Source organism: Burkholderia sp. MSMB2157WGS, from assembly GCF_001532755.1.
In the GTDB taxonomy this organism is placed as follows: Bacteria; Pseudomonadota; Gammaproteobacteria; order Burkholderiales; family Burkholderiaceae; genus Burkholderia.
On sequence record NZ_LPJG01000011.1, the window covers coordinates 1 to 26,388 of the forward strand.

Below are 26,388 nucleotides of genomic sequence, written 5' to 3' on the forward strand. Positions count from 1 at the left end.
GGAATCCGCCTCGCCTGACAACTCAACCAAGCCGGAAATCTCCACTTCCGACCGGGACTAATTCTGGTTCAGGGTCACCACATCTGAAGCGGAACGGACGGACGATGGCTGCCCTGCCCCAGACTACTGTGTTCTTCTCATTCTTGGGGCCCCTTCTGAAGTAGATTGAGCGCCATCTGCGTTGACCGCCAACACCTACACAGCGCCTACACGGAGTTTTTGATGAGCAAGCATAGGTTTCGAAACGCGAGCTAACCCATTGATTTTACTGGCCCGCCCTACACGATTCGAACGTGTGACCTACGGCTTAGAAGGCCGAAAAAGTGGACATTTCTCGGCGTTGAAGAACGTTGCAAAAAAATCCTTGAAACCCGCTCCAGATAAGGATTTCATCCAAATATCACCTCACCTACCCGTTGACACAGGTTGACCAGAATTGCCAGAATCGGGTTCCGGACGGGTTCCGGAATCCACCCTACGCAAGGGAAGCGACAATGGCAAAGGTCAATTTCACGGCGGGCAAGATAGCGGCACACACCTGCCCCGAAGGAAAATCCGAAGCCTTCCTGTGGGACAGCGGCGCGCCCGGTCTTGGCCTCCGCGCAAACGCAGGCGGCACAAAACGGTATGTGCTCCAAGCGAAGTTGCGCGGCTCTCTTGTGCGCATCACGATTGGAGACCCATCCGCGTGGAGCATCGAGAAAGCACGCGTTGAAGCACGCCGCCTGAAAACGCTTCTCGACAGCGGCGTAGATCCGCGTGAACAGGCGGCAGAACAGGCCGCCGCCTACGAAGCGCGAAAAGCCGAAGCCAAGCGCCAGGATGTGACCATGCGCGAAGCGTGGGCGGCTTATCTTGACGCAAACCGGACACGATGGAGCGAGCGCCATCTGTTTGACCATGAGAAGCTGGCCCATGCTGGGGGCGAGCCGAGAAAGCGCGGAAAAGGCGTGACGGTTGCCGGGCCGCTCGCCGCGCTCATGGAGTTGAAGCTGTCGCACCTGACCGCTGCGGTCATCGCGTCATGGCTCGAAACCGAGGCGCAGACGCGCCCGACGAACGCGGAGCAAAGCTACCGCAAGCTGCGTGCCTTCATCCGTTGGTGCGGCGACAAGCCGGAATATTCCGGGCTGATTGCATCGAACGCATACGCCGCTCGCGCCGTGCGCGCCGCTGTGCCGCGCACCAAGGCGAAAGACGATTGCCTGCAACGGGAACAGCTATCAGCTTGGTTCAACGCCGTCCGCACGCTAGGCAACCCGGTCATTGCGACTTATCTGCAAGCGCTGCTTATTACGGGCGCGCGCCGCGAGGAAATGGCCGCTCTCAAATGGGCCGACGTGGATTTCCAGTGGCGCAGCCTGTCCATCGCCGACAAGGTCGAAGGTTCGCGCGTCATCCCTCTTACGCCGTACCTCGCGGGCATCCTGCGGGAACTCAAACGCTTGAACGACACGCCGCCTAACGTCCGTCAAATGCGTGATCTGACCGCAAAGGGCGAATCATGGTCGCCCTCCCCTTGGGTTTTCGCGAGCAAAAAATCGGCCGACGGAAAGATTGCCGAGCCGCGCATCGCGCATAACCAAGCGCTAGCAGTAGCCGGCCTTCCTCATCTGAGCCTGCACGGCCTCCGGCGTTCGTTCGGGACGCTGGCAGAATGGGTCGAGTGCCCGGTTGGCGTCGTTGCGCAAATTCAAGGTCACAAGCCGTCAGCTATTGCCGAAAAACACTACCGTCGCCGCCCGCTCGACCTCCTGCGCATGTGGCACGACAAAATCGAGGCATGGATGCTCCAACAGGGGGGTGTCGCATTCGATGCGACATCTGCGCAACCGGGTCTGCATACGGTGAAGTAACTGCCATTAGAATCGGTGTGGCGGCGGTTTCGATGTAGACGCATCGAAACCGCCTAACCACGAACGGCCTTCAGGGAGGCGCGCAGCATGGCTACGTTCGATTTTACAAGCGGCACGCGTCCGCTCGATAAGGTATTGCGCTGGAATACGCTCGACGATGCCGCGTCGTTGCTTTCGGCTCTGACCGGCGAAGCATGGACGCCGCGCCGCATCCTGAGCGACGTGCTAGACGGGTATCGCATTCCGCAAGGCAAGACCCAGCCGCCGACCTGCCTACGATGCGCGCCGCCGCGCAGTACCAAGTTCGCCCGGTACAAATGGGATGCCGAAAACGGGACGCCGAGTAATCCGTTCGTGTATGTGTGCCCCGCGCCGTATCAAACCGTGGCCCTCTATCCGGCTCAGGTAGACGACCTACTGAAGACGGGCGAAGCCGCTATTTCGATAGCGGAACGCCCCGAAGACGATTATGGACGGCCGGGCGAATATGTATTCGTCGAGCCGTTGGAGTTGGGCCAAAAGGTCGGCATCTCGTCAATCGGAATGAACTCGGCCGACCTGCAAGAATTCGCTGCGCGTGTCGTAGCTACGATATCGGAAACAGGCACCACTCTTGAGCATGTCGCAAGCACGTCGGCGCTCAATGAGCAATACGCACAGCAAGAGGCCGAAAAAAAGGCGGCCGGTCGGTTCACACTGCAGGAAGCCGCCGAAGCCATCTGTGGCACGGATGAACGCGTTGAACAAATGGTTGTGAAACTCATTGCTGCGGCCGAGCGCGGCGACCTTGCCACATATGGCCCGGGGGAACGGGCGAAGTATCAATACTCGTCGGGAACACGCGCGCGTTCGTTCTATGAGGAAGCGTATTGGGACGATTTGAACGCGTGGCTGGCGGCGCATGAGCCGCGTACTTCCTATAGATTTCCACGACCGCATGCCGAGTCGGCACAGCCGGCGGACCCAGCGATGAAGCCGCTCGCCCGGCAACGCCATCAGGAAAACGAGATTCTGCGGGTAATCCGTGATCTCGGCCATAACCCAGTATCGCTGCCGAAACAAACGCCCGGCAAAGCTGGGGTTAAAAGTGCGGTTCGCGCACTGCTCCCTGAATTCACGGGCAGCGTGTTCGATAAAGCGTGGGATCGCCTAAGGCGCGACGGCGAGATTGCCGACGCGTAACTTCGTAGCAGCACTCCCCCATTTTGGGGTAACGGGGCAGTCTTGCGGGGGAGGATAGTTCCGCTAATCCAATACGTATCACCTCAACTCAACGCCGTACATGACGGCGGGATGGTGATACGGAAATGACAACAACCCCTCTCACGGCGACTCAGGCGCGCCGCCCGCTCACGACGGAGGAACTGGCCGAGCTCCTTTCGATCCGGCCGCAATCCATCCGCAAGCGCTACTGTCAAACCGGCGCTTACTTCTCCATTCGCCCGGTGAAGGCGCAGAACGGTCGGCTGTTCTGGCCGGCTGATTCCTTCGAAAAGCTGACCGGGGGCCAATAATGAAAAACGCCCGACCCAGCAAAGCCGAATCGAGCGCCAAACGTCAAAGCGAGTTTACCGGAACCGCCAACCCCCGTCAGCTTCGCGCATTGACTGTGCTGCAACGCCGTCCGATGCCGCGAGAGGAACTGGACACCGTTGTCGGCTGTAGCAACGCGCCCGACCTCGTTGCGGGCCTGCGTGCGAAAGGACTCGCTGTGCCGTGCGCGCGAGTCGCGTGCACCGACCGTGACGGAATCGAAGTGCTGCGCGGCGTCTATTACCTCACCACGTCCGACCGCCGCAAAGTCGCCCGCTGGCTCAAGAAGCGGGGGGCGTAATGAGCGAAGCCGAAGCTATCAAAACTCGCATCAACAAGATGATTCAGACCGAACGCGAACGATGCCGCCGGCGGATGGGTGATGCAGCGTGGGCGCAGCACGAGGCATGGGTTACGGAACACATTGTTGCCTCCGCAAAGGAATGGATTTTTGCTCAGTTGCGGGAGGGCCGCTTCTAATGGGCACCGACTATATCGGCGATACCGTGACCGACGACGCAATTCGGCGCTCGCGCGAGCAGCATGCCGCTGAAGTAGCTCGTGCGGACTTCCTCGTTAAGCGCTCTGCGCCTGTCGCAGCACAGGGCTACCGGCTCCAAACGGCAAATGACTTGATGAACGCACCGGCGCAGCGATGGCTCGTGCGAGGCGTGATTCCAGCGCAGGGGACGGTTGCGATGTATGGTCCGAGCGGCTCGGGTAAGTCGTTTCTCGTGCTCGACCTTTGCGCTGCAATCGCGGGCGGTGAAGATTGGTTCGGTTACCGCGTCACGCCGGCACCTGTTATCTACATTGCCCTCGAAGGTGAAGCCGGCCTGAGCAAACGTGCGAAGGCGTGGAGCGCACGCAACCATCGCCCGCTGCCGGAAGGGCTGCACTTCGTTACGCAACCCTTCGACGTCCGCAACTTGGCGGATGTATCCGACCTGTTGGAAGCCGTTCAGGCCGGCGGCGGTGCCGGGTTGCTGGTAATCGATACGTTGAATCGCGCTGCGTCCGGTGCGGACGAGAATAGCTCGAAGGATATGGGCGAAATCATCTCGAAGCTCAAAATCCTGCAAGACAGTATCGGCGGCGCCGTTCTCGTCGTGCATCACACGGGGAAAGATGCGGCCAAGGGGCTGCGCGGGCATTCGTCGCTGTTCGCGGCGCTCGACGCCGCCCTCGAAGTGACGCGTATCGATGGCCGCCGAGAATGGACCGTCGCGAAATCGAAGGACGATGCCGACGGCGAGCGTTACGCCTTCGCGCTTCGCGTTGTGGACCTCGGCGAGGACGAAGACGGCGAACCGGTTACGTCGTGCGTCGTCGCGCCGGACGACGGTGTCGCCGGGGTGGAGCGCGTGAAGCTGCCGCAAGGCGGCAATCAGCGCATCGCGATGGATGCGCTCGCGCAACCGCTGCGCGACTCGCGCGAATTCAACAAGGGCGACGCGCCGTTCGGCCGCCCCTGCCTCGAAATTGAACCCGCCGTAGCGATTGTCGCAGCGCGTTTGACGTGTGAACCGAAGCGGCGGAACGAGCGAGCCAGAGAGGCGATTACTGGGCTTGTGACTCGCGGCATATACGCCGTTAAGGACGGTTGGTTATGGCGCACATGACCTGCCTGCCGTGTCCCTGCCACCCTTCCCGAAATCCCCCGCCCCTTATAGGGGCGGCGGGAAATTTCGGGAAAAGCGGGCCGGCCCGGGAATTCCCGTTTCGGGAAAAAACGGGAATTTCGGGAAACCGGGGCTCGACATTGTCGCGCACGCGGTGCTGACCGCTTACCACGTGAAGCGCAAGCGTGCTGCTCTGCAAGGTTCGAACGACGGCGACGAACGCAGGAGCGGGCGCTCGGCAATGGACGGTTCCCGACAAGCAGCGGCGTTCTACGGCGACAACACGTCGGACATGCAGGAAGATTTGTAGGCGCGGGGCAGTCCGCACTGTGAAGGTGTTTTACCTCAGTAAATAGGAGTGCGAAATCATGAAAGTGTCTGTACCGAAAAAGCTTCTGGAGCGGTTGCATTTTGACGCCGCGCATTGCAGTTACAGCATTCTCCTTTGGCCCGGTCCGGACGGCCGGACGCCATACCAAGTCGTAAAGCCCGGCCCGGTGAAGTACCGCGTCGAAATTCGTCCCGAAGATTACATCGTCTTGATCCCGCGCTAACGCACCCTTTTGGAGAATAGCTATGAATCCGTTGAAGCGTCCCTTGCCCGAACGCCTCGAAGCCCTTGAAGCGCTCGCTAACGATGCCGGCCTCACCGGCGAACTTGAGGCGAAACAGCGCGCCAAGGTTGACGAGCGCCGAGCGGAACTGGCGCGCGAACTCAAGTCGCTGCCGGACCGGAAACGCGAACGGTCCGCGTTGACCAATGAGGCCGAACGCGCGGCTGTTGCCTTCGCTGCCGCGAAGGGTGCATGCTACGAAGCTGAAAAGTCGATGCTCGAAACGCGCGGTCGCCTCGCGGTTTGGACTATGGCCGATAACGGCGCGCGCGAACGCATCCTGACCGAACTCGAATGCACCGCGCCGCCCGCAGTCGGCGAGGCGCTCGACGAATTGTCGAGCGCCGATGATTTGTTGCGCGCCGCAGTTCGGACCGACGTATTCACGGAGAAAAACTGGCTGGGCGCTCGCGTCGACAGCGTCACGACGAACATGCCCCAAATCAAAGCGGCTCGCGCGAAAATCGCCGAGGCACAACGCGGCGTCCGCGCTCTTGTTCATGACGGTTCCATTTCAAGCGAGGAACTGGTATCGCGGGCGCGGATGCTCGTAGATTCGGCGCTGGAACCGCTGTTCAGCTTCGTGCCGCGTCAGAAGTGGGAAACGCGCCGTTCGCGACCGCATAGCGACCTGTTGGCCGAAGTCGCAGGCTACGGGGACTAGCTACAGACAGGCGGCGTGCATCGGCGGCTTGCGCCGCCCCTGCGCGCCGCCTGCTGTTCGTTAACTCGTTGATTTCATAGCAGAACGAAAATTTGCGTTTCGCGAATTCAGCCGGGCGGCAGCGCGTAACACGCCCGCCGCGCGGCCGTCGCATTATGGCGAACTTGGCATGCTGCGCGTGCGCATGCTTGACCGCCACGCGTGCCGGGCATGTAGGCGGCCGATGCCGCTCGCATTATGCGACGCCACGGAGGAAGCTCGACGGGCGCGGTTATATCGTCCAGTCGGCACAACGTAGCGCATGCGTACCCGAGAACGCGCGATGTGCGCGCCGCAGGCACATCGGCGAGCAGGGAATCGGCCCCGGATGTCAGCTTGGGCTGTCGGGGTTCGCGCGGGTACACACGGCAAGCGAGCGCGTCATGACAGGCGCCGATTGCAGGCGCTCTGAGCGGTCGGCGCGCGCGCCGATGCTTGGTCCTTGGTCGATGCGCGCGGGCCGCCCTGACGGCCATGGCGGGGCATCCGCGCACTCGCATGAGGATGGGTAGGGGGCGGACAATCTCTAGGGGGACTGCGCCGATGATCGTGGCGCGGCATCAAATTTTATGAAGTCAGCCGAGAAACCAAATTTTCCGTCCTTTAAACTTGCCCGACTACGTGCCTGTCCGCTCGACGTTCGAGGTTTATGTCGATTGAGCGAGAATTTCGGCGAGATGCTTTTGCAACCTATCTTCGACTTTAGATTTCCCTTCAATGGTGTTGTCATAGAAAATTGTTCTGAATCCCGATATATCAAATGGCAACCGGGTTCCTTTTTGCGCTAGCAAAATGGTCGGCTTCCGTAGGGCGTGTGCGTAGCCAACCTCATAGAAGACGTTTGCATTTACCGGAGTGACGTCGGCGATGATAACGCTCGATTCGGCAATTTGCAGCTCGATGTCCGACAGAATTTGTCCGGGGCCATGTCGCTCGTCTGCGCGTACAGCGTTGATATCGGCATTCTTGCAGACGGGCTTGATAACGTGAGCATAGAGATCGTTGAATACCTCACTGAACTCCATAACGACAAAGGCATTCCTTACTTCCGAAATTACTTCGAAATTACTGACCGTTATGTCGCCTTGCCCCAAAAACCAAACCCCGGTTCTTAACCTGTTGAGCGTCTCCCTGATGTCGACATTTATCAATGCGACACCGTCTACGCTAGCTTCAATTTTCGAACCATGGAATCTTACTTCTAGTTCATAGTCACGCTCGGCTTGAAGGTTGCTTTGGCTGCCGACCATTTGATAATCAATCCATCTCGGAGTTAGACCGCCTTGCACGTTTTGCTGATCCCCGGGATTCCATGCACGCACGGAGCAGAACGGCCCCATACCCAGCATGACTGTAAGATGCGCACCTGTTACTGGGTTCGCGGCGAGTATGAACCCGGCTCCCATCTTTGGGTGTAGCGTTGCGAAACGAACTACGCCCCGAATTTTCCCGCCGCTAAACTGCGCATCGCAAAGAACCTGTGCTGCGATACCACCGTCTTCCCGTTGTTGTCCCGTCTGTGGATCGGTATATGGAACGGTTTCGCCCTTGAACGAAATGCTGTTCGAACTTGTTTCCTCGACGGGGCCAAAAAGTGAAAGCCAGCGATAAGTCATTTGTATTCTCCGCATAGACAGTGCTCGAACAATAGCAGATGCTGATTGATGACCATATGGATCGCCCCATTGTCGCGCGCAGCGGTAACCCGCGACGTATCATATTTTCGGGAGGAATCATGCCGCGCAAATCGAATGCAACCAAGGCCCTCGCCGGGACCTTGCGCGCTGACCGCCTCAAAGGCATCCCGGCCGATCAATTGACCCTCGCGCCTCCACCGCCGGACGGCATGTCATCGCGTGCGGCTGCGGAATGGGTTCGTGTCGCGCCGCTCGTCGTGAGTTTGGGTTTACTGAGCGCGTCCGACCTGCGCGCGCTTGAACTGCTCGCCGAAACATTGGCAACGGAGGCGCAGTTGCGCGAGACGCTGGACCGTGAAGGGTTGACGATTGCGACCGGGACCGGCGGAAGCAAGGCGCACCCGGCGTTGCGCGCGCTGAGCGACGCGCGCGCCCAAGCGGCTCGTTTGCTCGATGCGTTTGGCCTAAGTCCGCGCGGACGGCAAGCTATCGACGCGCCGCCGCCGTTGCCCGCTGAAAATCCCTATGCCGCGTTCGTGAAGTCGGTTCGGCCGCAACGTTGAGCGAACTAGGTTCCGGATTGGTTCCGGCCATCCGCAGAAGCAAAAAGCCCGGTCACAAAAACCGGGCTAACTCATTGATTCCATTGGCCCGCCCTACACGATTCGAACGTGTGACCTACGGCTTAGAAGGCCGTTGCTCTATCCAACTGAGCTAAGGGCGGTCGGGGAGAAAAGACACGGGCCTGCCACGGACCGCATTCGGCATCGGGCTTTTGAGCAACGAGCAGCAACACCGCCCGCAACCACATTCGCTCAAACCCCCGAAACAAAACGGGCCCGACACGAAGCCGAGCCCGAAATTATACCCGATCATCGCGCCGGATCACGCGAGACCGGCGCCCGCGGCATCAAACCGGCTGCGGATGCAGCATGAACCAGCCGAGGCAGAACACGCCGGCGATCACGCAATACACGCCGAACGACGCGAGCCGGCCGCGCCCTTCGAAATAGCGCATCAGGAACCGCACGCTCAGGTATGCGGCGATCGCCGTCAGCACGCCGCCGAGCAGCGCATCGGCGAGCTGGTCGCGCGCATGGAACAGCTTCGGCAACTCGAGCACGCCCGCGGCGAAGATGATCGGCGTGCCGAGCAGGAACGAGAATTCCGCCGCCTTCTCCGCCGTCAGCCCCGCCGCGTTGCCGGCGATCATCGTCAACCCGCTGCGCGAGAAGCCCGGAATCAGCGCGCCGATCTGCGCAAGGCCCACGAAGAATGCCTGCTTGAACGTCATCTTCTCGGGCGGCCGATGCGCGCGGCTACGCTGAATGCGATCGCCGAGCCACAGCAACACGCCGTTGACGATCAGCGCGATCGCGACGATCCGCAGATCGTGAAACACGCGTTCGATGCGCTTCTCGAGCAGCAGCCCGACGATGCCGGTCGGGATCGTACCGATGATCAGCGCCCACATCAGATGCCCGTCGTCGTTCTTGCGGCCGCCGAGCTGCGCGAAGAAGCCGCCGATCAGCGCGATCCAGCGCGCGCGGAAGTACCACAGCAGCGCCAGCGCGGTGCCGAGGTGGAGCGCGACGAGGAAGGGCAGCAGTTGCGGCGCGTGCTTGTCGATGTGCATGCCGAACAGCGCCGGCACGAGCAGCGTATGGCCAAGACTGCTGACGGGGAAGAGTTCGGTAACGCCCTGCAGGACGCTCAGGAATACCAGAAACCAGAGGCTCACGCGTCGGTCCTTTTAGTGAAGATTAAGCGGGAAGGAAGGCGGACGACGCGATGCGCGTCCTGAAAACGCGCCCCGATTATGCCGAGCCAGGATTACTGCGCCAAGGCATTTGGCAGGATATTGCGGCAATGCACACAAACGCTTGCAATTTGTAAGCATTAAGAAAGCAAAAAGCCCGCCATTTGCATGGCGGGCCTGCAGGCTCCGGCAGAAATTGCCGTCAGCGGCCGAGCTGATAGAAAAATAATACCGTGCTACCGGTAAACATGCCGAACAGTGCGATTCCCATTGCCATTGCCAGATCCATGGCCCCCTCCGCGAAGTGTCATGACCCGGCAACATCACCGGTTTAGACGCATTATCCAGACCGTCGACAGTGTTAAAAACTCGCAATTTCCCGAGAAGGGTTTTCCCCGACCGCCCGCGGCCCGATAATGGAACGCACGCTGCTCCAGTCACTTCCAACCCGATTCGCCATGCCGATCTTCCAGCAACACGACATTCACGAACTTCACGCCGGCCCGTCGCTCGTCCGGGTCGCTCCGCAATTCGGCGGCCGTCTGCTGTCCTGGCACGTCGACGGCGAACCGGTGATCTTCTGGCCGGAAACCGCCGATTGGAGCAACCTCGCCCGCGTGCGCGGCGGCAATCCGCTGCTGTTCCCGTTCCTCGGCCGCCACCGCGTCGACGGTGAAATCGGCCGCTGGCGCGACGCCGCCGGCGTGGTTCGCGATCTGCCGATGCACGGTTTTGCGCGCGACCTGCCGTTCGACGCGCACCCGTCGGCCGACGGCGCCGCGCTGACGATGACGCTCGACGCGAACGACACGCTGCGCGCGAGCTACCCGTTCGATTTCCGGTTCGAAACGACCTACCGGCTGGCCGACGCGCACACGCTGGAAGTCGCGCTGGCGACGACCAATCGCGGCGACACGCCGCTGCCCTATTACGCCGGCCACCATTTCTATTTCGCGCTGCCGCATGGCGAGCGGGCCGACACCCTCCTCGAGCTGCCGCCGACCCGCCGTTGCCAACAGCGCGCGGACGGCTCGATCAGCCCGCTCGAACCGGGCGAAGCCCGTTACCGCCTCGACAATCCGGACATCCTCGATCGCTTCCACTGTCTCGACGGCGAGCCGTCCGCGCCGGTGCGCATCATGATGCCGGGCCGCGGTCGCACGATCGAGATCGCGCTGGACGTGCCGGGCTCGATCCCGTGGTACGCGGTCACGACGTGGACAGAAAAGCCGGATTCGGACTTCTACTGCGTCGAGCCGTGGCTCGGCCTGCCCGATGCGATCCACAACGGCCTCGGGCTGCGCATGCTCGCACCGGGCGCGACCGAAACGGCCACGCTGCGGATCCGCGTCGCCCCGCTCGCCGGCTGATTCGGCACGCATCGAACCGGGGCGCGGCGGCCCGCCTGCGACCGAAACTGCGGTGCGCGGGTCGAACCCGTTAAAATCGGACGTTTTGTGTTGCCTGCCGCGTCACGCGCGGCAGGGTTTTGCGAGGTTCAATGTTCGAAACAACAACGAAGCGACTCTTCGCAGCCGCCTGCGCCGCGCTACTCGTCGCGTGCGGCTCCGCGCCCGTCGGCCCCGGGTTCTATCGCGTCGAGCGTGGCGACACGCTCTACAAGATCGCGCGCGAAAACCGCACGTCGGTACAGAGCATCGTGCGCTGGAACCAGATGACGAACCCCGATGCGATCGAAGTCGGCCAGGTGCTGCGCGTCGCACCGCCGCCCGGCACGGCCATCGCATCGACGCCATCGAGCACCGGCACCGGCAGCGCGGGCCGCGCGCGCCCGGCCCCTTCCGCGCCGGTCGAATCGGCCGTGAAACCGGCCACGAGCATTGCGCTGATCTGGCCGGCGGCCGGCAACGTGGTGCGCACGTTCGACGGCTCGAAATCGAAGGGCATCGACATCGCGAATTCGCCGGGCACGCCGGTGGTCGCGGCCGCACCGGGTGTCGTGGTCTATGCCGGTAACGGGTTGCGCGGCTACGGCAACCTGATCATCCTGAAGCACAACGCCGATTACCTGACGGCCTACGCGCACAACCGCGCGTTGCTGGTGAAGGAAGGTCAGTCGGTCACGCAAGGGCAATCGATCGCCGAGATGGGCAACAGCGACAGCGATCGCGTCGCGCTGCATTTCGAGTTGCGCTATGGCGGCCGCTCGATCGATCCGTCACGCTACCTGCCGGCGCGCTGAGCGCGCGACGGACGACACGCGACGCCGGCGCGCATCGCGTGCCGTCGCGGCGAAAACGGAAAAAATCGAGTCAGCGCTTGCGCAGACGTCCGGTGAAACGGCCGGACAACGGATCGACATGACGAGCAAACGCCACCAGCACACCGATTCCGATCAGGCTGAACCCCGCAGCTATCAGAAGCAAATCCATGGTCACACCACTGTTTTGTCTTGATCTTATGCGTCATTGTGGAATCGTGCACTGAGCCGTCACTATTGGACGAGTCAGAACATTCCCTATCAGCGAACACCATTGTGAATTCGTCTGCGTGAAATCCTGATGTAAGCCGTTCACCCGACGCCACGCCGACGCCCAGGAGACCATGCGATGCTGCCCGCCGCCGACCGCTACGACCACCTCCTCTCCCGCTTCCACTGGGACATTCCGACGCATTACAACATCGGCGTGGACGTGTGCGACAAATGGGCCGACGGCAGCGGACGCCTCGCGCTGATCCACGAAACCGCGCAAGGCGACGTCTCCCGCATCACGTTCGACGACCTGAAGAATGCTTCTAACCGGCTCGCGAACAGCTTTGCGCGCGCCGGCCTGCGGCGCGGCGACCGAATCGGTATCTTTCTCGCGCAGGGCCCCGAAACGGCGATCGCCCATCTCGCCGCGTACAAGTCCGGCGCGATCGCCGTGCCGCTCTTCACGCTGTTCGGCGTCGATGCGCTCGAGTACCGGCTCGCGAACAGCGAGGCCGCCGCGCTCGTCACCGACGCGGCCGGCTACGCGAAGATCGCGCCGCTGCGCGCACGACTGCCGGCACTGCGTACCGTCTACTGCGTCGACGACGATGCGCCCGATGCGCCGGGCGTGCTGCGCTATGACGCGGCGCTCGCCGCCGAATCGCCGGATTTCGTGCCGGTCGATACGGCCGCCGACGATCCGGCCGTGATCATCTATACGTCCGGCACGACGGGCAAGCCGAAAGGCGCGCTACACGCGCATCGCGTGCTGCTCGGCCACCTGCCGGGCGTCGAGATGTCGCAGCAGTGCTTCCCGCGCGACGCACGCCTGTTCTGGACGCCCGCCGACTGGGCATGGATCGGCGGGCTGCTCGACGTGCTGCTGCCGTCATGGCATCACGGCGTGCCGGTGCTCGCGCGCCGCTTCGAGAAATTCGATGGCGACGCGGCGTTCGCACTGATGGCGCGGCACGGCGTCACCCACGCGTTTCTGCCGCCCACCGCGCTGAAGCTGATGCGCGCCGTCGCGGCGCCGCGTGAACGCTACGCACTGTCGCTGAAATCGGTCGCAAGCGGCGGCGAATCGCTCGGCACCGAATTGACGGCGTGGGGCCGCGACGCGCTCGGCGTGACGATCAACGAGTTCTACGGGCAGACCGAATGCAACATGGTGCTGTCGTCGTGCGCGGCGCTGTTCGATGCGCAGCCAGGCGCGATCGGCAAGGCGGTGCCCGGCCATGCGGTCGCGATCGTCGACGCGGACGGCGCACCGCTGCCGCCCGGCGTCGAAGGTCGCATCGCGGTGCGCCGCCCCGATCCGGTGATGTTTCTCGAATACTGGCGCAACCCCGGCGCGACGCGCGACAAGTTCGCGGGCGACTACCTGCTCACCGGCGATACGGGCACGATCGACGCCGACGGTTTCGTGCGCTTCGTCGGCCGCGACGACGACGTGATCACGAGCGCCGGCTACCGGATCGGCCCGGGCCCGATCGAGGATTGCCTGCTCACGCATCCGGCGGTGCGGATGGCCGCCGTCGTCGGCGTGCCCGACGCGACGCGCACCGAAATCGTCAAGGCGTTCGTCGTGCTGAACCCCGGCCAGGCCGGAGACGCTGCGCTCGTCCACGCGCTGCAGGAACACGTACGCACGCGGCTCGCCGCGCACGAGTATCCGCGCGCGATCGCGTTCGTCGACAGCCTGCCGATGACCGCCACCGGCAAGATCGTGCGCCGCGCGCTGCGCGACGCGTGAGCGGCCTGCTCGCTCGGCCGGCCCGGCCGGATGGTTTATAGTGGCGCCACGCAGCTATTCCAAGAACTCGATGTCCTCTGATCAACACTCCGCCACGGGCGCGTCGCACAGCCCGCTCTACGCCAAACTCCTCGGCGAGACCGCCAAGATCGACTGGTGCGATCTCGAGCGCTTCTTCGCACAAGGCAAGCTGTTGTCGGTTGCGCGCGACCTCGATCTCGTCAGCGTCGCGGAAGCGGTCGCCAGCGACGACACCGAACAGGTCACGCGCTGGCTGTCGTCCGGCCTCGTCGCGCGCATGCCGGCCGAGACCGCCGCCGACTACGCGGCGCGCAATCCGGAACTGTGGGCGGTCGTCGTCTCGCCGTGGGTCTGCGTGCAGGAACGCGCCTGACGCATCCGCCATGTCCGAATCCGCGTTACCGCACGGGGCCGGCGGCGCTGCGGCCGTCGTCACGCATCGGCGCGTCCTCGCGCTCGCGTTTCCGATCGTCGTCGCGAACCTGACCCAGCCGATCCTCGGCGCCGTCGACACGGCCGTCGCCGGCCACCTCGACGGGGCGCAATATCTCGGCGGTGTCGCGCTCGGCGGCCTGTTCTTCAATTTCGTGTTCTGGGGCTTCGGCTTCCTGCGGATGGGAACGACCGGCCTCGTCGCGCAGGCGCATGGCGCCGGCGACGCCGCCGGGATCCGCCTGAATCTGCTGCGCGCGCTGATCGTCGCGTTCGCGCTCGGCGCCGCGGTGGTGGCGCTGCAGGCGCCGCTGCTGTCGTTCGCGCTGTCCGCGCTCGGCGGCAGCGACGCCGTCCACGCGACGGCGCTCGCATACAGCCACGCACGGATCTGGAGTGCGCCGTTCGCGCTCGCGAACTACGTGGTGCTCGGCTATCTGCTCGGCGTGCAGCGCGTTCGACTCGCCCTCGTCGCACAGGTGTTCATCAATGCGGTGAACATCGGCGCCGTGCTGCTCTACGTGTACGGCTTCGGTTGGGGCATCGCCGGCATCGGCGCCGCGACCGCCACCGCGGACGCGTGCGGCTTCGCGCTCGGCGCGTGGATGCTGTGGCGGCTGCGGCCGCGCGGCCTTGCACCGCTCGCGGTACGCGCGCTTGCCGATCGGGTCGCGCTCAAGCGGCTGATCGCGCTCAATCGCGACATCTTCCTGCGCACCCTGTGCCTGCTCGGCGCCTTCGGATGGTTCGCGCATCTCGGCGCAAAACAAGGCGACGCGACACTCGCCGCGAATGCGCTGCTGCTGAATTTTCAGACCTTCATGGCGTACGGCCTCGACGGCTTCGCGCATGCGGCCGAGGCGCTCGTCGGCGCGGCGGCCGGCGCGCGCGATCGCCACGCTTTCCGGCAAGCCGTACGCGTCACGCTGTTCTGGTCGGCGCTCGGTGCGCTGCTGTTCGCGCTCGTTTACTGGGTGGCGGGCGGCTGGATCGTCGCACGTCTGACCGACCAGGCCGAGATCCGCGCCGTCGCGCTGCGCTACCTGCCGTGGGCCGCGATCTCGCCGATCGTGTCGGTCTGGGGTTTCCTGCTCGACGGCGTGTTCATCGGCGCGACGCAGACGCAATCGCTGATGCGCGCGATGGTCGTGTCGCTGTCGATCTTCATCGCGGCCACGCTCGCCGCCGTCGACACGTTCGGCAATCACGGCCTCTGGTTCGCGCTGCTGGTATTCATGGCGGCGCGCGGCGTGACGCTCGCGCGCTACCTGCCGGCGCTGTTGCGGCGCATTGGCGCCGACCCGCAAGCCGCATCCGCGGCCCGCGCGTGACGGCGGGCCGAGCGACCGTTACTGCACGGGTTTCGGCGACGGCGCGTCGAGCATCGACGGCGGCGTCATGTCGGTCGGCACGCCGCGATAGTCGGCCGGATCCTCGGGCGGGTGGCCGCGGCGGGCCTGGCGGGGATCGCTGCTGCAGGCGGCAAGAAGGGATGCGACCAGCACGGCCAGCATGATACGACTCATCAGGTAGAACTCCAGAAAACGGCGCGCCCATCGCACGCCGGGACCGCGCCGAGTCTAGCGGAAATCCGGTTTCAGGGTTGCGCCGTGCATGTCCTACTATGTACGCATGGCGCTGTGCCGTTGAAAGGAGGCTGCCATGTCGTCTGAGGAAATTGCGGGCCTGATCGGCCTGTTCATCGGTGTGATGGTGCTGGTCGCGCTGTCGTACTTCGAGTCGCGCGAATACAAGCGCAGCCACGACGGCGAAGGGATGATCCACCACTGGATGGCGGAACACCACCTGCTCGACTGGCGGCGCAAGCACTGAGCGCGCCGCCGCCGTACGGCCCTCCTCCGGCCGTCGCGAACGTGCCGCCCCGCGGCACGGCGGTCGTCGCGTGTCGCTGAAATTATCAGGGCCCGATACGCTCACATTGATCGGATACACGAACGCCGTCGCGCGGCACAGGCCACGCGACGGCGTTCGCTTGCGCGCGCCGCGCCTCGGAAGGTGCGACGCGGTTCGATCCGCTCAGCCCAGGAAGTGACGGGCGTAGCGCGCGTTGATGTCCGACAGGCGGAACAGCGTCAGGAAATCCGCGCAGTTGAAGTCGGGATCCCAGGCCGGTGCGCCGCAAATCTTTGCACCGAGACGCAGGTAACCCTTGATCAGCGGCGGCGGCGCGACGACGGTGCCCGTCTGCAGTTCGTCGACCGGCAGCGCCGTGTGCGGGAACGCGCGATACTCGGGCGCCGTCAGCGAGCCTGCCGACAGCGACTGGTAGAGGTTCGCCGCGTAGTGACCGCCATCGGCCATCGATACGCTCGCGCAGCCGAGCATCGTCTCGTAGCCGTTCTGCATCATGTACGCGCCGAGGCCGCCCCACAGCGCCATGATGACGGCGCCGCTGCGGTAGTCGCTGTGCACGCACGAGCGGCCGACCTCGACCATCTTGCCGCGCAGGTGCGTGAGCCGCGACAGGTCGAATTCGCCTTCGGCGTACAGGCGGCCGACACGCGCCGCTTGGTGCGGCGGCAGCACGCGATACGTGCCGACGACTTTCAACGTGTCGAGATCGCGGACCAGGAGGTGATCGCAATACGCGTCGAACGGATCGACGTCGAGCCCGGAAGGGCCGCTGACCTGCGCGCCCATCTCTTCGGCGAACACGCTGTAGCGCAGGCGCTGGGCTTCGCGCAATTCGTCTTCCGTACGCGCCCATGCGGCGCGCAGGCGATACTCCGATGTGACGGTTTCACTGGCGCGCGGCAGGTGGCGCCGCGACGTGTCGAGGGGCAGCGAGGCAAAAGGGAGCGTAGGCGTCGGCAGTTCTCGCATTAGGCTTTCCTGGTCGTAAGGAATAGGACGACATGCCCGCCAATGTAGTAATCGGCCGTGACCGTTATGTGGCACGACCGTGTCCTTTCAATGACGTGTCGCCGAATTGACTTTAGCAGAAAGCTCGCAAAACCGTATGATCAATCCCTTCAAACCCATTCGGACGGGCCTCACGCCAGTTCGGGCGTCAGGACGGCCCGCAGCACGGCCTGCCGGCTGCCGTCGCGCGTGCGGCTCGCCAGCCACACGATTCCGCCTTTCTTGACGCTCCAGCTGTCGTCGCCGCCGGCGATCAATTGCGCGGCGACGCTGCCGAGCGTCGGCTGGTGGCCGACGATCACGACCGTCGGGGCGATGCCTTCCGGCCAGCCGGCCGCTGCCAGCACGTCGTCGACGCTGCCGCCCGGGGCGAGCGCGTCGACGGTGCGGTACTGGTCGGTCAGTGCCTCGACGGTCTGTACGGTGCGCGCCGCCGGGCTCGCGAGGATCACGGTATTCGTCTCGAGCCGGCCGCGCAGCCATTTGGCCATCGCCTGCGCGTCCTTGCGGCCGCGCACGGTCAACTGGCGCGCGAGATCGCTCGTCGCGTAGTCTTCGGCCTCGGCGTGGCGCCACAGGATCAGGTTCATCATGATGTTCTCCTTGCGTCGGCGGGCGAACGCGCGCGCATGCGCGCGGGGCGGCCGATCTCACGAGAATTGTCGCAAATCGCGGCCGGTTCGCGGCCGGGGCATTTACCCGCATATCGTGATTGACCGAAGCGGTCATTCGACGTTATTATCTTTGGCTCGTCGGAGCGTAGCGCAGCCTGGTAGCGCATCTGATTTGGGATCAGAGGGTCGAAGGTTCGAATCCTTTCGCTCCGACCAAGGAAATTAAGGGGTTAGCTGATGCTAACCCCTTTTTCTTTGGCGCTCCGTCGGGCTATTGCTACCATCATTTTTGCTACCATCTGGGGCGATTTCCATCAGGAACCGAGCCCGATGGCTGACCGCCTTGTCCCCGCCCAGCACCGTCTTTTCATCACCCGCGCCGACTGGCGTAATGCCGAACAATATCCCAAAGCGACCTTCCGCGATCCATCGACCTGGTCTTGGGAACTCCTCCGGCGCAATAGCGAGTACGCACAAGGCTACATCCAGTATCGCCCCGATATGCTGACGTTCCAGCGGCTCCCGCTACGTCGACGCGGGGCATCACACGTCGACCGACATGGCCTGTTGTGAAGCAACGAGCTTCGGTGGCGGGGTGCACTTGCAAATACACAGGTCATCGCTCAGCGCGACGCGCCGTCCATCCGGCCCTGTCATTGGAAGTCGTGGACCGGCGCATTGAATCTTGCCGATCGATTTGCAAGCTGGGCAAATTACGTCGTCATCTTCGTGCGCGATATGCCTGCCGTCCAATTCAAACGGTGTTGCCTTCACACGAACGGTTCCCCCCACGGTCGTATGATCGCCATCGAGAATCAAGTATCGGGTCATTTGCCGTTACCTCAGTCACATCCCCAAACGGTCGAATAAAGGTGTGCCACGCAGTCAGCCATGTGGAGCCAAGCCTCCGATTAAAAAGGCCAATCTCGCCATCCCAACGCCCACGCACCACCCCACTAGAATAGGACCGATTTCACCCGTGTACTCGCGGCCGTACTTCCAAGCTGCGACGAATAGCAACGGCACTGGTACACCAATCATCCCGATCATCTTGGGCCAATCGGCATACGGAGCGAATACATGAAGTGCACTGCTCACAAGGGCCCAGCACGGCAGCCCAAGGACGAACAGCAACCAGCCCAACCCTGTCAACGTCACGGGGTGCGCACGCCTCTTCGCTTCATTCGGTTGGTTCACGTTGAACGATCTTCCTGTCGATTACAGAAGAGGCCATCCGCTTGTAGTCTTCCAGCGAGGAACCGAGTCACGACTGATCAAGGTATGCAACGAGTTCCCACGAAACAGGGGCCATGCGCTGACGTGTACCCAACATGCTGTCGAGGACCGCTAGCCGTCGAGGTTCGTGCACGACGACGGAAGGCAACACGTCACCCTTAAGAAACCTGCGTTCCACGTCGCCAACCTGACCAGCCTCCAGTTTCGCACACCATACGCCATCTTCCGGACACTGCTGGCCGGTACGCGCGACGGCCCCCAATGGCAGACGTGCCGCAACGTTTTGCGATTGCTCTTGTTGCGAAATCTGCTTGGCTTTCCGTTCAAGCGGCAGGCCGGTTTTCGGATCGAGATTTTGAGCCCTCGCCATCTCATTGATCATCTCGTCCGAAGGCTTCTGTGGCGGGACAGCGACGTCCTGCTCCTTTTGCCATTGGAATGTACCATCCCACGCCGGGAGCTTCGCGGGCGGAAGCGGTACGATCTTGTCAATCTCCGGAACTCTGGGATTACGGCCATCGTTACGATCAATGAATTCGCCGATTAGCTCATAGCGACGCGAACGCTCGGGATCGTTCGCAAGTCCGAGGTAATACAACTTATTGGATTCCGGTGGCCCTCTAAAGCCTTTTTCCAGAAAGGAAGCTGATTGAGAATCACCTGCCGCAACACCTTTCTGAAATTCTGCAATAGCATCGGAATACGATTGAGCAGCCATTCGGTCCACGCCCAACAAGCTTGCTGCTTGACCAAAGCCTTGATCGGCAGCACACGCCAGCATCTGCCGCGCGACATCAGGAGCATTATCATTCGGCAATAACTTGTCACCAATGTAATATTGCGCCTCAGGATTACCAAGGTCAGCCGCTTTTCGAAAGTAACGTAGAGCAGCCTCGGAGTCCTGCTTTATACCATAACCAATTTCTAGATAATGACCAACAGAATAATATCCACTTGGTATATTCTGCTTAACAAGCGACATGGCGAGATCGACAGACTCTGAGCGCGGGTCCGGCGAGTTCGCTAGCCCCTCCGAAAGGAGCGATTGCAAATTTTGATTCGCCTTGTAGTGCCCGTGCGCCGCAGCGATTCGATAATACCGGGCAACATCATCGTAATCCTTTGGCCCATCTTTTTTTTCAAGATAGCGTGCATACCGAAACAGATTGTCAGCCTTTGGATCAAGCGGTGGTAGACGATCTGCCTGATGTATGCATGTAAAAGCCAAATTGGCGCGAACAGCGCCCATGTCAGGAGAGGATGCCACTGAATTATCCTTTTTGGTACAAGCACATAACGTGAGCGCAGCAACAACGATCAAAAATTTTTTCATCATATGTCAGTCGCTACGGTTGATTGCATTTGACGTGCGCAAAAAACCGACGAGAGAAGCAACCGGGGGCAGATTTTGATTCTTGTTAACTTTATTGCGCACGATAATATCCCCCCAATTCTTGAATGCTTTCACTGGGTCCTCTTGATCACTCGCGTCGCCCGTATGCAAACTCCACAACTGCAGCCTCAGCGACTTCGCGATATCTTGCTGGTCTGTACAGATATTCAACTCACTATCGCCCTCCATGCTGCGGGAATTGATATTTGCTGAACCGATAGTCGTGAATGCATCGTCAACAGTCATCAACTTCGCATGAACGTACACCGGAACCCAGCCGCCGGCCGGCGAATCGGGCGCGACTAACGTGCACACGTGAACCTTCAGTCCGGTTATATCGTTCGTCGGAATATCGATTTTGTCTGTGTCATCTTTTTCCAGCTTGTCTTGATCGCGCGTCTTGTCCACAATAGCCTGATTTTGACGCTTCAACTCATTGATTTGCTGTTGCAGGTCCTGCTGGCGCAACCTGCTTTGCTGTATGAACGTCATGACGCCTTGCACCGCTGACGACGTATAATCCACTCCCTGTGTAGCAATTTTCTGCTCGGCGGCTTGCTCGGCGGCAAGTTTCGCTTCGAGTGTCTGCTGCTGTACTTCAAGCGATTGCTTGTTTAGCTCGCGTACGACACCCGGAATCGAATTGCTCTGACCCAGTGCATCGAGCATACGATAGGTGTTGAACGAGCCGGGGCCCACGCCCTCATCGCTGGAGTTCGTGATGACAAAAAGATGAATCGGACCGTGGTAACCTGGGTCGCGTCCGCCTTTGATTTGCCGTTTCACCGCCTCCTTAATCTGATCGGCAAGCGGTACCCATCGGAAGTACTGGTTCTGGATGAAAACGTACTTCGTCGCGTTATTCACGGCCTGGAGGTACATGGCTCCAATATCGGTCACCACGCCCTTCGATGTCGATTGCTTCGACTTTGTGCGCACTATTTGCGCCATCACCTTCGCTCCGGCGTCTGGCCCGGCGCGCATCGTCAGACGCTTTTCCATACCGGCGCGGGCCTTTCCAAGACTTTGCCCCGTGGCAGCGTCCCATGCCTGACAAAAATTCGCATTCAAATATTGAAGAATGGGGCCAGTCACGCGACTTGAAATATCCTGCCAAGGAAACGGGCCGCAACGTCCTTGCTCAGGTTCACTGCGCTTGGCGCTGTGATCGTCTTTGTCCCAGTACTGATCGAGCATGTTGTGCCCCATCACGAACCCTGTTGCAAGACTCGGCTCCTCGTAGTCGATCAACACCATTTTCTGGTGATGGGTCGGCGTAGCGATAGCCGTTAAGCCAGCATTCATTACCTTGGTGCGCGTATCTCGGGTGGAGTCCTTGCCGCGCATGTAGAGTCGCCACGCGTTTTCGACCCGAGCTTTTAAGTCGAAGTCACGCGTAGCAAATTCAACGTTCGAGAAGGTAAGCGGGTAGTGGGTCAACCAGTTAACTTTGCGCTGCAGAGATTCGTGCCACGAGCCGGTCATGCTTACGTTGTTCAGATTGGCGCAGTAGTACCAAAACGTATCGTAGATTCGTTGACCGGTGGTCTGGTAGTCTTGCGACATTAGCGAGAGCTTCTTATATACCCAGTCTGGCGTGACGGCCTTGATCCAAGTTTGCATGTTGTATCCCGGCATGTTGTTCTCACCCCACTGAGATACATACCAGTCGTCATGCCAGCACAGTAACCGGACCTTTACATTTTCCTTGCCCTTCTGTACCAGCAGACTCCCGATGGTTCTCACACCACGCTCGCCACGCCTGAAATACATCGACGGCTGAAATCCCCAACAGATAATATCGACTGAGTGCTTCGCGTTGTGGATCGCGTCATACACCGCGCCAAATGCCTCTTTGCCGTTCACGAGTGGCCTAAACGTAGCCCACGTCGGATTGTATTCCGTGTTTTGCACAAACCAAGGCAGCGTGATATTTCCTGAATTCGTATGATTCAGCGCAATCGGCGTCGTTATGGATTTGATCAGATTCGCCATGGCCTATGCTTCCGAAGACGGGTTGAGCAGTTCAAAATAATGTTGCCGGTGTTTGGCACGGTCCGGGGCCTCACTCTCGCCTTCAGCCAGTCCTTCGTGAAACGGAAACCCCTGATTCGCCAGTTTGCCGTTCGCAGCGTCGCGATACTCACCGGGAACGGGAATCTCATGTTTGACGCCGTTCGCCAGTTCAAGTGTGTACTTCTGTGTCACCACATGGTGGTCGATAGGCAACTGCCCGGACTTATCGAATACTCCTTGTTTGACTAGAACGCCATCGGCGTAAAGCTTATAGGGCATTCCCACCGGGATAACACCGGTTGAGGAGGGCGACGCGAACGTGTTCAGTGACAGCTTCTGCGTCGGCGAATCCTTGAACGCCGGGTTCGTTATATCGACCCGTGCGGGGCCAGCGAACGAATAGCTTGCGGCCTTGAAGTCGATCTTGCCCGGTGAGTGGATATTGATGCTGCCGTCCTGACTGATCTGGATGATCGCGCCGCCGCACAGAATCCGGATTTCCTTACCGGAGGCGACTTCGATAACATCCGTTACGGACCGGATGTGCAATGCAAGTTGGGCTGCCAAATCGATGACGCCGGCATGCGCCTGAATATCGATGTCGCCCTTACCGGCGATTGCCTTCATCCCGCCGTTCTGCGCAAAGATGCTGATCAAGTTGAGCGCCGCGACGATCAACGACTGTCCCGACGCGACGGTCGTGGTCTGACCGCTGACGAGGTTGATGAGCTGGTCCGCCGCGAGATGCACCGACTGCTGCGTCGACGCGGCAATTCCGGCCGGACTGTCCAGCAGCATCACGGGTTCCTTGAAGGCGTTCGCGGTGCCCGTGCCGCCACCTGCCGTGCGACCGCCCTTGGCCTCCGGTGTCTGCGGCAATTCGAGTGCATCCGTGAAATGCTTCAACGCGTCTTGACCGGTCTTGAGGTCCGCCGCCTGATGCCCCTTGCTGGCTTCCGACAACGAATCGACCAAATTCCCCGCACGGGCCAGTTGCTGGCGTGCTTCCCGCACGTCCAGTTGTTCGGCGTCCGGGGACTTGTGCTGCGTGCTGATCGCCATCCCCTGATTAGCGCGCATGGCACCGAATGCGTCGGTATGAAGCTTGTAGCCAATCCCGCGATACCCGCCTCGCGTGTTGCCCGTCTGATCGATCAAGTACCCTTGATGAAATAGATGGTAGGTTCCCCCGGTATAGCTCGTCAGGCGCTGCCCGCCCTGATGCGTGGAATCGTCGTGGATCAGGGCGTTGTAGGCACCGGTATTGCCGAAGCCGCGCGACTGTTGACCTGATTTCAGTACGTCCGAATGCCACGGCTGCTGAGTCGTCCCCCCAGGCAATCTACCCATCACGAAGGGGCGATCACAATCCCCTTGCCAGTAACCGACCGCGACCCATTCGCCCTTGCGCGGCACGTGAACTGCACCATAGCCGTCACCCGTATCGCCTTGCATGACCCGCAACCACGGCGATGTGTTGTAGTCGTCTGGCTTGCTCTGCCGGTCCCATGCGAACCGGCCACGTATCTCGTTGTTCTTGTTCGTCCACGCTTCCTCGCCGTCCGGTGCGCCGACCAGCAGGTGTTCGACTTGCATTGTCGGCTTCTTATGCTCGAGCGGACTGCGATACACAACATCCGTGTGCTGCGCTTCCATCTTCATCAAGAAGAAACCCACCGAACCATCGTTGGCACGAGGCCGGGATACCGACGCCTGCTCGTATTCCGCCTGAACACGATCGAACTCCGATTGCAGGCTGAACGGAAACGCTTCCGACTGCCGGGCGAACGGCACGTTGTTCAGGATGAACCAGTGCATATCGACCGCCAGAAACTCTCGGTCTTTCGAATCGGGGGCATCGTGACGAGGATGATCATTCAGAACGAACCGCGAACCTGAATCGAGCCAGCGCACCCCACCGACGCCTATAAAACGACGGGCCATCGCATCCCATGCTTGCGTCCGAATCTGTGCCCGGCGAGCACCACTGTCTGAGTCGGGGTAGCCCAACGTCGTCGGTTCGTACACTGTCGCCGGGACGTCCGGGATACTAAGGGTTTCCTTGTCACGGTAATGCTGGACGGTGTATGTAGTCGTTTCCATCAAGCTCCCGGCCGCGAAGCTCGAAGCCGGTCGATCCTGATCGAAAGAGGTAGACCTGAACTCCATAGGCTGAGCAGTCTGTTGCATCACCCACTGCGTCAAGCCATTGATCTCATCGCCTGTATTGCTTCGGGAATACGCGACATCATGAGCCTCCGGTAGCGCCGAGATCCTGTCCACGATCACAAGCGTTGTCTTTGGCGGCTCGCTCTCCTTGACCGGCGCATGCTCCCAATAGAAGTACCAGCCCTCATCTTCCAAAAGCCGATGGACCAAGTTCAGGTCCGATTCACTTTGCCGCGTATACGTGCGGGTACTTGGCTGACTACCGAGATTGAATCGATAGCGCCCGCGCAGTTGAGGGTATTTGTCGAAGACTGTGCTAATGCTTTGGACCGCGTCGGAATCGAGCCAGTAGTAATCGTCTCGACCTTCACCCAAGAAGAACAAGGCGGACGCGAACTCGATCTGGTAAAGCGAAAGCGCGCCATCGGCTCCCAATCGCCTGATCTGATAGACAAAGCCGTGGATCGGCCGATATTCCGCGTCGGAATTGGCGGCTGCCGGTTGCTGGATGAACAACGACACCTGCTGATGCATTAGAGCGAGCAATTCGATGTCGTCACGCGTGGAGACTGCATCAACGGTCCAGCGGTAATCGCGACCGATCTTCGACCAGCCTTTCGCGCGAACGGGCGTAAGCGCGTTATCGCCCAACGGGGTGCGCAGCGTCAGCAAACGGCCGTGCTGCATGAGGCCTCGGTTAATCGCGTCGAAGACGTCGCTGTATCTCAAACTCCCCGAATCTGTCAGTCCGAGTGCCATCGGTTCTTGTCCTTGTCTCTCAGGTTCGACCGTCGCAAAGATGCAAGGCAAGGACGGTCTGCGGTCGCGAATATTGCCGCTCGCGCGATTTTATCCGGAATAAGGCAGTTTCGTGACGCGGACAGAACTTGTCGGGCGATTGTTTGACAATTATTTGCGGAGACATCCGCAAATAATTCACAAAATAACAGGAGATCGTGCCATTTCTTTCGTTTTGCTTTCGCCCCAGCCTTGAGGTTCACTAACCTACTACGTGGGGGCACGCAGGCGCGTTGTTTGCCATGTCTCGTTCGCTGGGATGCTCCCTGTTTCGGGACTCGCCCCGGTACGGCCCGGCCCCGGCTCAACCACCCCATCGACCCGCCCGCACATACACCGCCAACCCCGCGCACGGAACTTGCTGGAACACGCGATAATACGTGTGAACAACCCGCAACCGCGCATGAAAAACAACGTTCTCAAGCCAGCCCTCTGCGCGTCGCTGCTCGTGCTCGCCACCGCCGGCTCTGCATCGGCGAAAGCGCTCGACGACGCGCTCGACTGCCATTCGACCGGCCACAAGTTCGTCGCGCCGCTGCTTGCCGCCGGCGACATCCAGTCGGAGCCGATGCACGTCGAATCCAATTCGGTCAATGCGTTCCGCACGAGCCGCCCGCTGACGGCCTACGGCTTCGGCGTCTATGTCGTGCTCGGCTACCAGGCGAATGACCCGATCTTCCGTCCGGGCGACGGCACGCCGATCGGCGACTGGGCTTACGGCGTCGTCGTGCGCGGCACCAAGAGCTCGGTCGAGGAAGCCGTGCGCAAGGCCGGCAGCGACGCAACCGTCAAGCAGGCGTTCCCGTTCCTGACCGCGATCGTCTGCTCGTCGGACTGAGCGGACCGCCGGCACGCCGGTGCGGTCGTGCCTGAGGGGGCGCGCCGCCGGCATCGCTCCACCCGGAGCCCGAG

The 26,388-nt window shown here is 61.3% G+C and carries 27 protein-coding genes and 3 tRNA genes; 19 read left to right on the plus strand and 11 right to left on the minus strand.

What is annotated here, in order from left to right; genetic code table 11:
• Nucleotides 1-269 precede the first annotated feature (269 nt).
• Nucleotides 270-338 (minus strand) — tRNA-Arg (locus WT53_RS33340).
• 156 nt (nt 339-494) lie between these two features.
• Here WT53_RS33340 and WT53_RS04665 point away from each other — a divergent pair.
• The 9 genes from WT53_RS04665 to WT53_RS04695 all read left to right on the plus strand — a co-directional run bounded on the left by WT53_RS04665 (nt 495) and on the right by WT53_RS04695 (nt 6,289).
• On the plus strand, nt 495-1,856 hold the full coding sequence (locus tag WT53_RS04665) for an integrase family protein (protein ID WP_060258667.1): 1,362 nt from the start codon (nt 495-497) through the stop codon (nt 1,854-1,856).
• A gap of 87 nt (nt 1,857-1,943) precedes the next feature.
• Nucleotides 1,944-3,038 (plus strand): hypothetical protein, encoded by a 1,095-nt coding sequence (locus WT53_RS04670; protein ID WP_060258670.1) that lies wholly within the window; start codon nt 1,944-1,946, stop codon nt 3,036-3,038.
• Between the two features lie 125 nt (nt 3,039-3,163).
• Nucleotides 3,164-3,370, plus strand: a complete 207-nt coding sequence (locus tag WT53_RS04675; protein WP_060258674.1) for a DNA-binding protein — start codon at nt 3,164-3,166, stop codon at nt 3,368-3,370.
• Nucleotides 3,370-3,690 carry a hypothetical protein gene (locus WT53_RS04680; RefSeq protein WP_060258677.1) on the plus strand — a complete coding sequence of 107 codons (321 nt, stop codon included), beginning with the start codon at nt 3,370-3,372 and terminating at the stop codon, nt 3,688-3,690. Before WT53_RS04675 ends, WT53_RS04680 begins: the two co-directional genes overlap by 1 nt.
• Entirely contained in the window at nt 3,690-3,869 is a 180-nt protein-coding gene (locus WT53_RS33770) for a hypothetical protein (RefSeq protein ID WP_060258679.1), read from the plus strand. The genes WT53_RS04680 and WT53_RS33770 overlap by 1 nt, the downstream gene beginning before the upstream one ends.
• A complete protein-coding gene (locus tag WT53_RS04690) occupies nt 3,869-5,011 on the plus strand; it encodes a helicase RepA family protein (protein ID WP_257127813.1) in 1,143 nt (380 codons plus the stop codon). The genes WT53_RS33770 and WT53_RS04690 overlap by 1 nt, the downstream gene beginning before the upstream one ends.
• A gap of 10 nt (nt 5,012-5,021) precedes the next feature.
• The gene (locus tag WT53_RS33775) at nt 5,022-5,321 is read left to right on the plus strand and encodes a hypothetical protein (RefSeq protein WP_179948991.1); all 300 of its coding nucleotides are present in this window, start codon (nt 5,022-5,024) and stop codon (nt 5,319-5,321) included.
• Nucleotides 5,322-5,379: 58 nt separating this feature from the next.
• A complete protein-coding gene (locus WT53_RS33350; protein WP_156447856.1) occupies nt 5,380-5,565 on the plus strand; it encodes a hypothetical protein in 186 nt (61 codons plus the stop codon).
• Between the two features lie 22 nt (nt 5,566-5,587).
• Nucleotides 5,588-6,289: a hypothetical protein gene (locus WT53_RS04695; protein WP_060258682.1), complete on the plus strand. Its 702-nt coding sequence runs from the start codon at nt 5,588-5,590 to the stop codon at nt 6,287-6,289.
• Between the two features lie 686 nt (nt 6,290-6,975).
• On the opposite strand, the gene WT53_RS33355 is transcribed toward WT53_RS04695, so the two are convergent.
• Nucleotides 6,976-7,944: a hypothetical protein gene (locus WT53_RS33355; protein WP_156447857.1), complete on the minus strand. Its 969-nt coding sequence runs from the start codon at nt 7,942-7,944 to the stop codon at nt 6,976-6,978.
• Between the two features lie 38 nt (nt 7,945-7,982).
• Between WT53_RS33355 and WT53_RS04705 the strand changes: the two genes are divergently transcribed.
• Nucleotides 7,983-8,528 (plus strand): phage terminase small subunit P27 family, encoded by a 546-nt coding sequence (locus tag WT53_RS04705; protein WP_257127814.1) that lies wholly within the window; start codon nt 7,983-7,985, stop codon nt 8,526-8,528.
• A gap of 84 nt (nt 8,529-8,612) precedes the next feature.
• Here WT53_RS04705 and WT53_RS04710 read toward each other — a convergent pair.
• Both WT53_RS04710 and WT53_RS04715 read right to left on the minus strand, forming a co-directional pair.
• Nucleotides 8,613-8,689, minus strand: a tRNA-Arg gene (locus WT53_RS04710).
• 186 nt (nt 8,690-8,875) lie between these two features.
• On the minus strand, nt 8,876-9,706 hold the full coding sequence (locus WT53_RS04715; protein ID WP_034206973.1) for an undecaprenyl-diphosphate phosphatase: 831 nt from the start codon (nt 9,704-9,706) through the stop codon (nt 8,876-8,878).
• A gap of 476 nt (nt 9,707-10,182) precedes the next feature.
• On the opposite strand from WT53_RS04715, the gene WT53_RS04720 reads away from it, so the two are divergent.
• The 5 genes from WT53_RS04720 to WT53_RS04740 all read left to right on the plus strand — a co-directional run bounded on the left by WT53_RS04720 (nt 10,183) and on the right by WT53_RS04740 (nt 15,698).
• Nucleotides 10,183-11,094 (plus strand): aldose epimerase, encoded by a 912-nt coding sequence (locus tag WT53_RS04720; protein ID WP_034206972.1) that lies wholly within the window; start codon nt 10,183-10,185, stop codon nt 11,092-11,094.
• A 131-nt stretch (nt 11,095-11,225) separates the two neighbouring features.
• Nucleotides 11,226-11,927, plus strand: coding sequence for a peptidoglycan DD-metalloendopeptidase family protein (locus WT53_RS04725; protein ID WP_034206971.1), 702 nt, complete (start codon nt 11,226-11,228; stop codon nt 11,925-11,927).
• Nucleotides 11,928-12,294: 367 nt separating this feature from the next.
• On the plus strand, nt 12,295-13,914 hold the full coding sequence (locus tag WT53_RS04730) for an acyl-CoA synthetase (RefSeq protein WP_060258694.1): 1,620 nt from the start codon (nt 12,295-12,297) through the stop codon (nt 13,912-13,914).
• A gap of 70 nt (nt 13,915-13,984) precedes the next feature.
• The gene (locus WT53_RS04735; RefSeq protein ID WP_034207875.1) at nt 13,985-14,308 is read left to right on the plus strand and encodes a DUF2288 domain-containing protein; all 324 of its coding nucleotides are present in this window, start codon (nt 13,985-13,987) and stop codon (nt 14,306-14,308) included.
• A gap of 10 nt (nt 14,309-14,318) precedes the next feature.
• Nucleotides 14,319-15,698 carry an MATE family efflux transporter gene (locus WT53_RS04740; protein ID WP_034206969.1) on the plus strand — a complete coding sequence of 460 codons (1,380 nt, stop codon included), beginning with the start codon at nt 14,319-14,321 and terminating at the stop codon, nt 15,696-15,698.
• A gap of 18 nt (nt 15,699-15,716) precedes the next feature.
• Here the strand turns inward: WT53_RS04740 and WT53_RS33780 are convergent, their stop codons facing one another.
• Nucleotides 15,717-15,893: a hypothetical protein gene (locus tag WT53_RS33780; RefSeq protein WP_095211771.1), complete on the minus strand. Its 177-nt coding sequence runs from the start codon at nt 15,891-15,893 to the stop codon at nt 15,717-15,719.
• A 136-nt stretch (nt 15,894-16,029) separates the two neighbouring features.
• Between WT53_RS33780 and WT53_RS33785 the strand changes: the two genes are divergently transcribed.
• Nucleotides 16,030-16,200, plus strand: a complete 171-nt coding sequence (locus WT53_RS33785) for a hypothetical protein (protein ID WP_179948992.1) — start codon at nt 16,030-16,032, stop codon at nt 16,198-16,200.
• Between the two features lie 204 nt (nt 16,201-16,404).
• Here the strand turns inward: WT53_RS33785 and WT53_RS04750 are convergent, their stop codons facing one another.
• Nucleotides 16,405-17,211, minus strand: a complete 807-nt coding sequence (locus WT53_RS04750; RefSeq protein WP_034206968.1) for a GNAT family N-acetyltransferase — start codon at nt 17,209-17,211, stop codon at nt 16,405-16,407.
• Nucleotides 17,212-17,381: 170 nt separating this feature from the next.
• Nucleotides 17,382-17,843: a phosphohistidine phosphatase SixA gene (gene sixA / locus WT53_RS04755; protein WP_034206967.1), complete on the minus strand. Its 462-nt coding sequence runs from the start codon at nt 17,841-17,843 to the stop codon at nt 17,382-17,384.
• 160 nt (nt 17,844-18,003) lie between these two features.
• On the opposite strand from sixA, the gene WT53_RS04760 reads away from it, so the two are divergent.
• Nucleotides 18,004-18,080: transfer RNA gene (locus WT53_RS04760), tRNA-Pro, on the plus strand.
• Between the two features lie 114 nt (nt 18,081-18,194).
• Nucleotides 18,195-18,437, plus strand: coding sequence for a transcriptional regulator domain-containing protein (locus tag WT53_RS33790; protein ID WP_179948990.1), 243 nt, complete (start codon nt 18,195-18,197; stop codon nt 18,435-18,437).
• Here WT53_RS33790 and WT53_RS31845 read toward each other — a convergent pair.
• The 4 genes from WT53_RS31845 to WT53_RS04780 all read right to left on the minus strand — a co-directional run bounded on the left by WT53_RS31845 (nt 18,408) and on the right by WT53_RS04780 (nt 25,437).
• Nucleotides 18,408-18,695, minus strand: coding sequence for a PAAR domain-containing protein (locus WT53_RS31845; protein ID WP_080747754.1), 288 nt, complete (start codon nt 18,693-18,695; stop codon nt 18,408-18,410). The genes WT53_RS33790 and WT53_RS31845 overlap by 30 nt on opposite strands.
• 433 nt (nt 18,696-19,128) lie before the next feature.
• Nucleotides 19,129-20,436 (minus strand): sel1 repeat family protein, encoded by a 1,308-nt coding sequence (locus WT53_RS31850; RefSeq protein ID WP_257127815.1) that lies wholly within the window; start codon nt 20,434-20,436, stop codon nt 19,129-19,131.
• Nucleotides 20,437-20,439: 3 nt separating this feature from the next.
• On the minus strand, nt 20,440-22,488 hold the full coding sequence (locus WT53_RS04775; protein ID WP_034206964.1) for a phosphatidylserine/phosphatidylglycerophosphate/cardiolipin synthase family protein: 2,049 nt from the start codon (nt 22,486-22,488) through the stop codon (nt 20,440-20,442).
• 3 nt (nt 22,489-22,491) lie between these two features.
• A complete protein-coding gene (locus tag WT53_RS04780; RefSeq protein WP_034206963.1) occupies nt 22,492-25,437 on the minus strand; it encodes a type VI secretion system Vgr family protein in 2,946 nt (981 codons plus the stop codon).
• A gap of 442 nt (nt 25,438-25,879) precedes the next feature.
• Here WT53_RS04780 and WT53_RS04785 point away from each other — a divergent pair, with 442 nt between their 5' ends.
• The gene (locus WT53_RS04785) at nt 25,880-26,314 is read left to right on the plus strand and encodes a hypothetical protein (RefSeq protein ID WP_034207874.1); all 435 of its coding nucleotides are present in this window, start codon (nt 25,880-25,882) and stop codon (nt 26,312-26,314) included.
• Nucleotides 26,315-26,388: the final 74 nt, after the last annotated feature.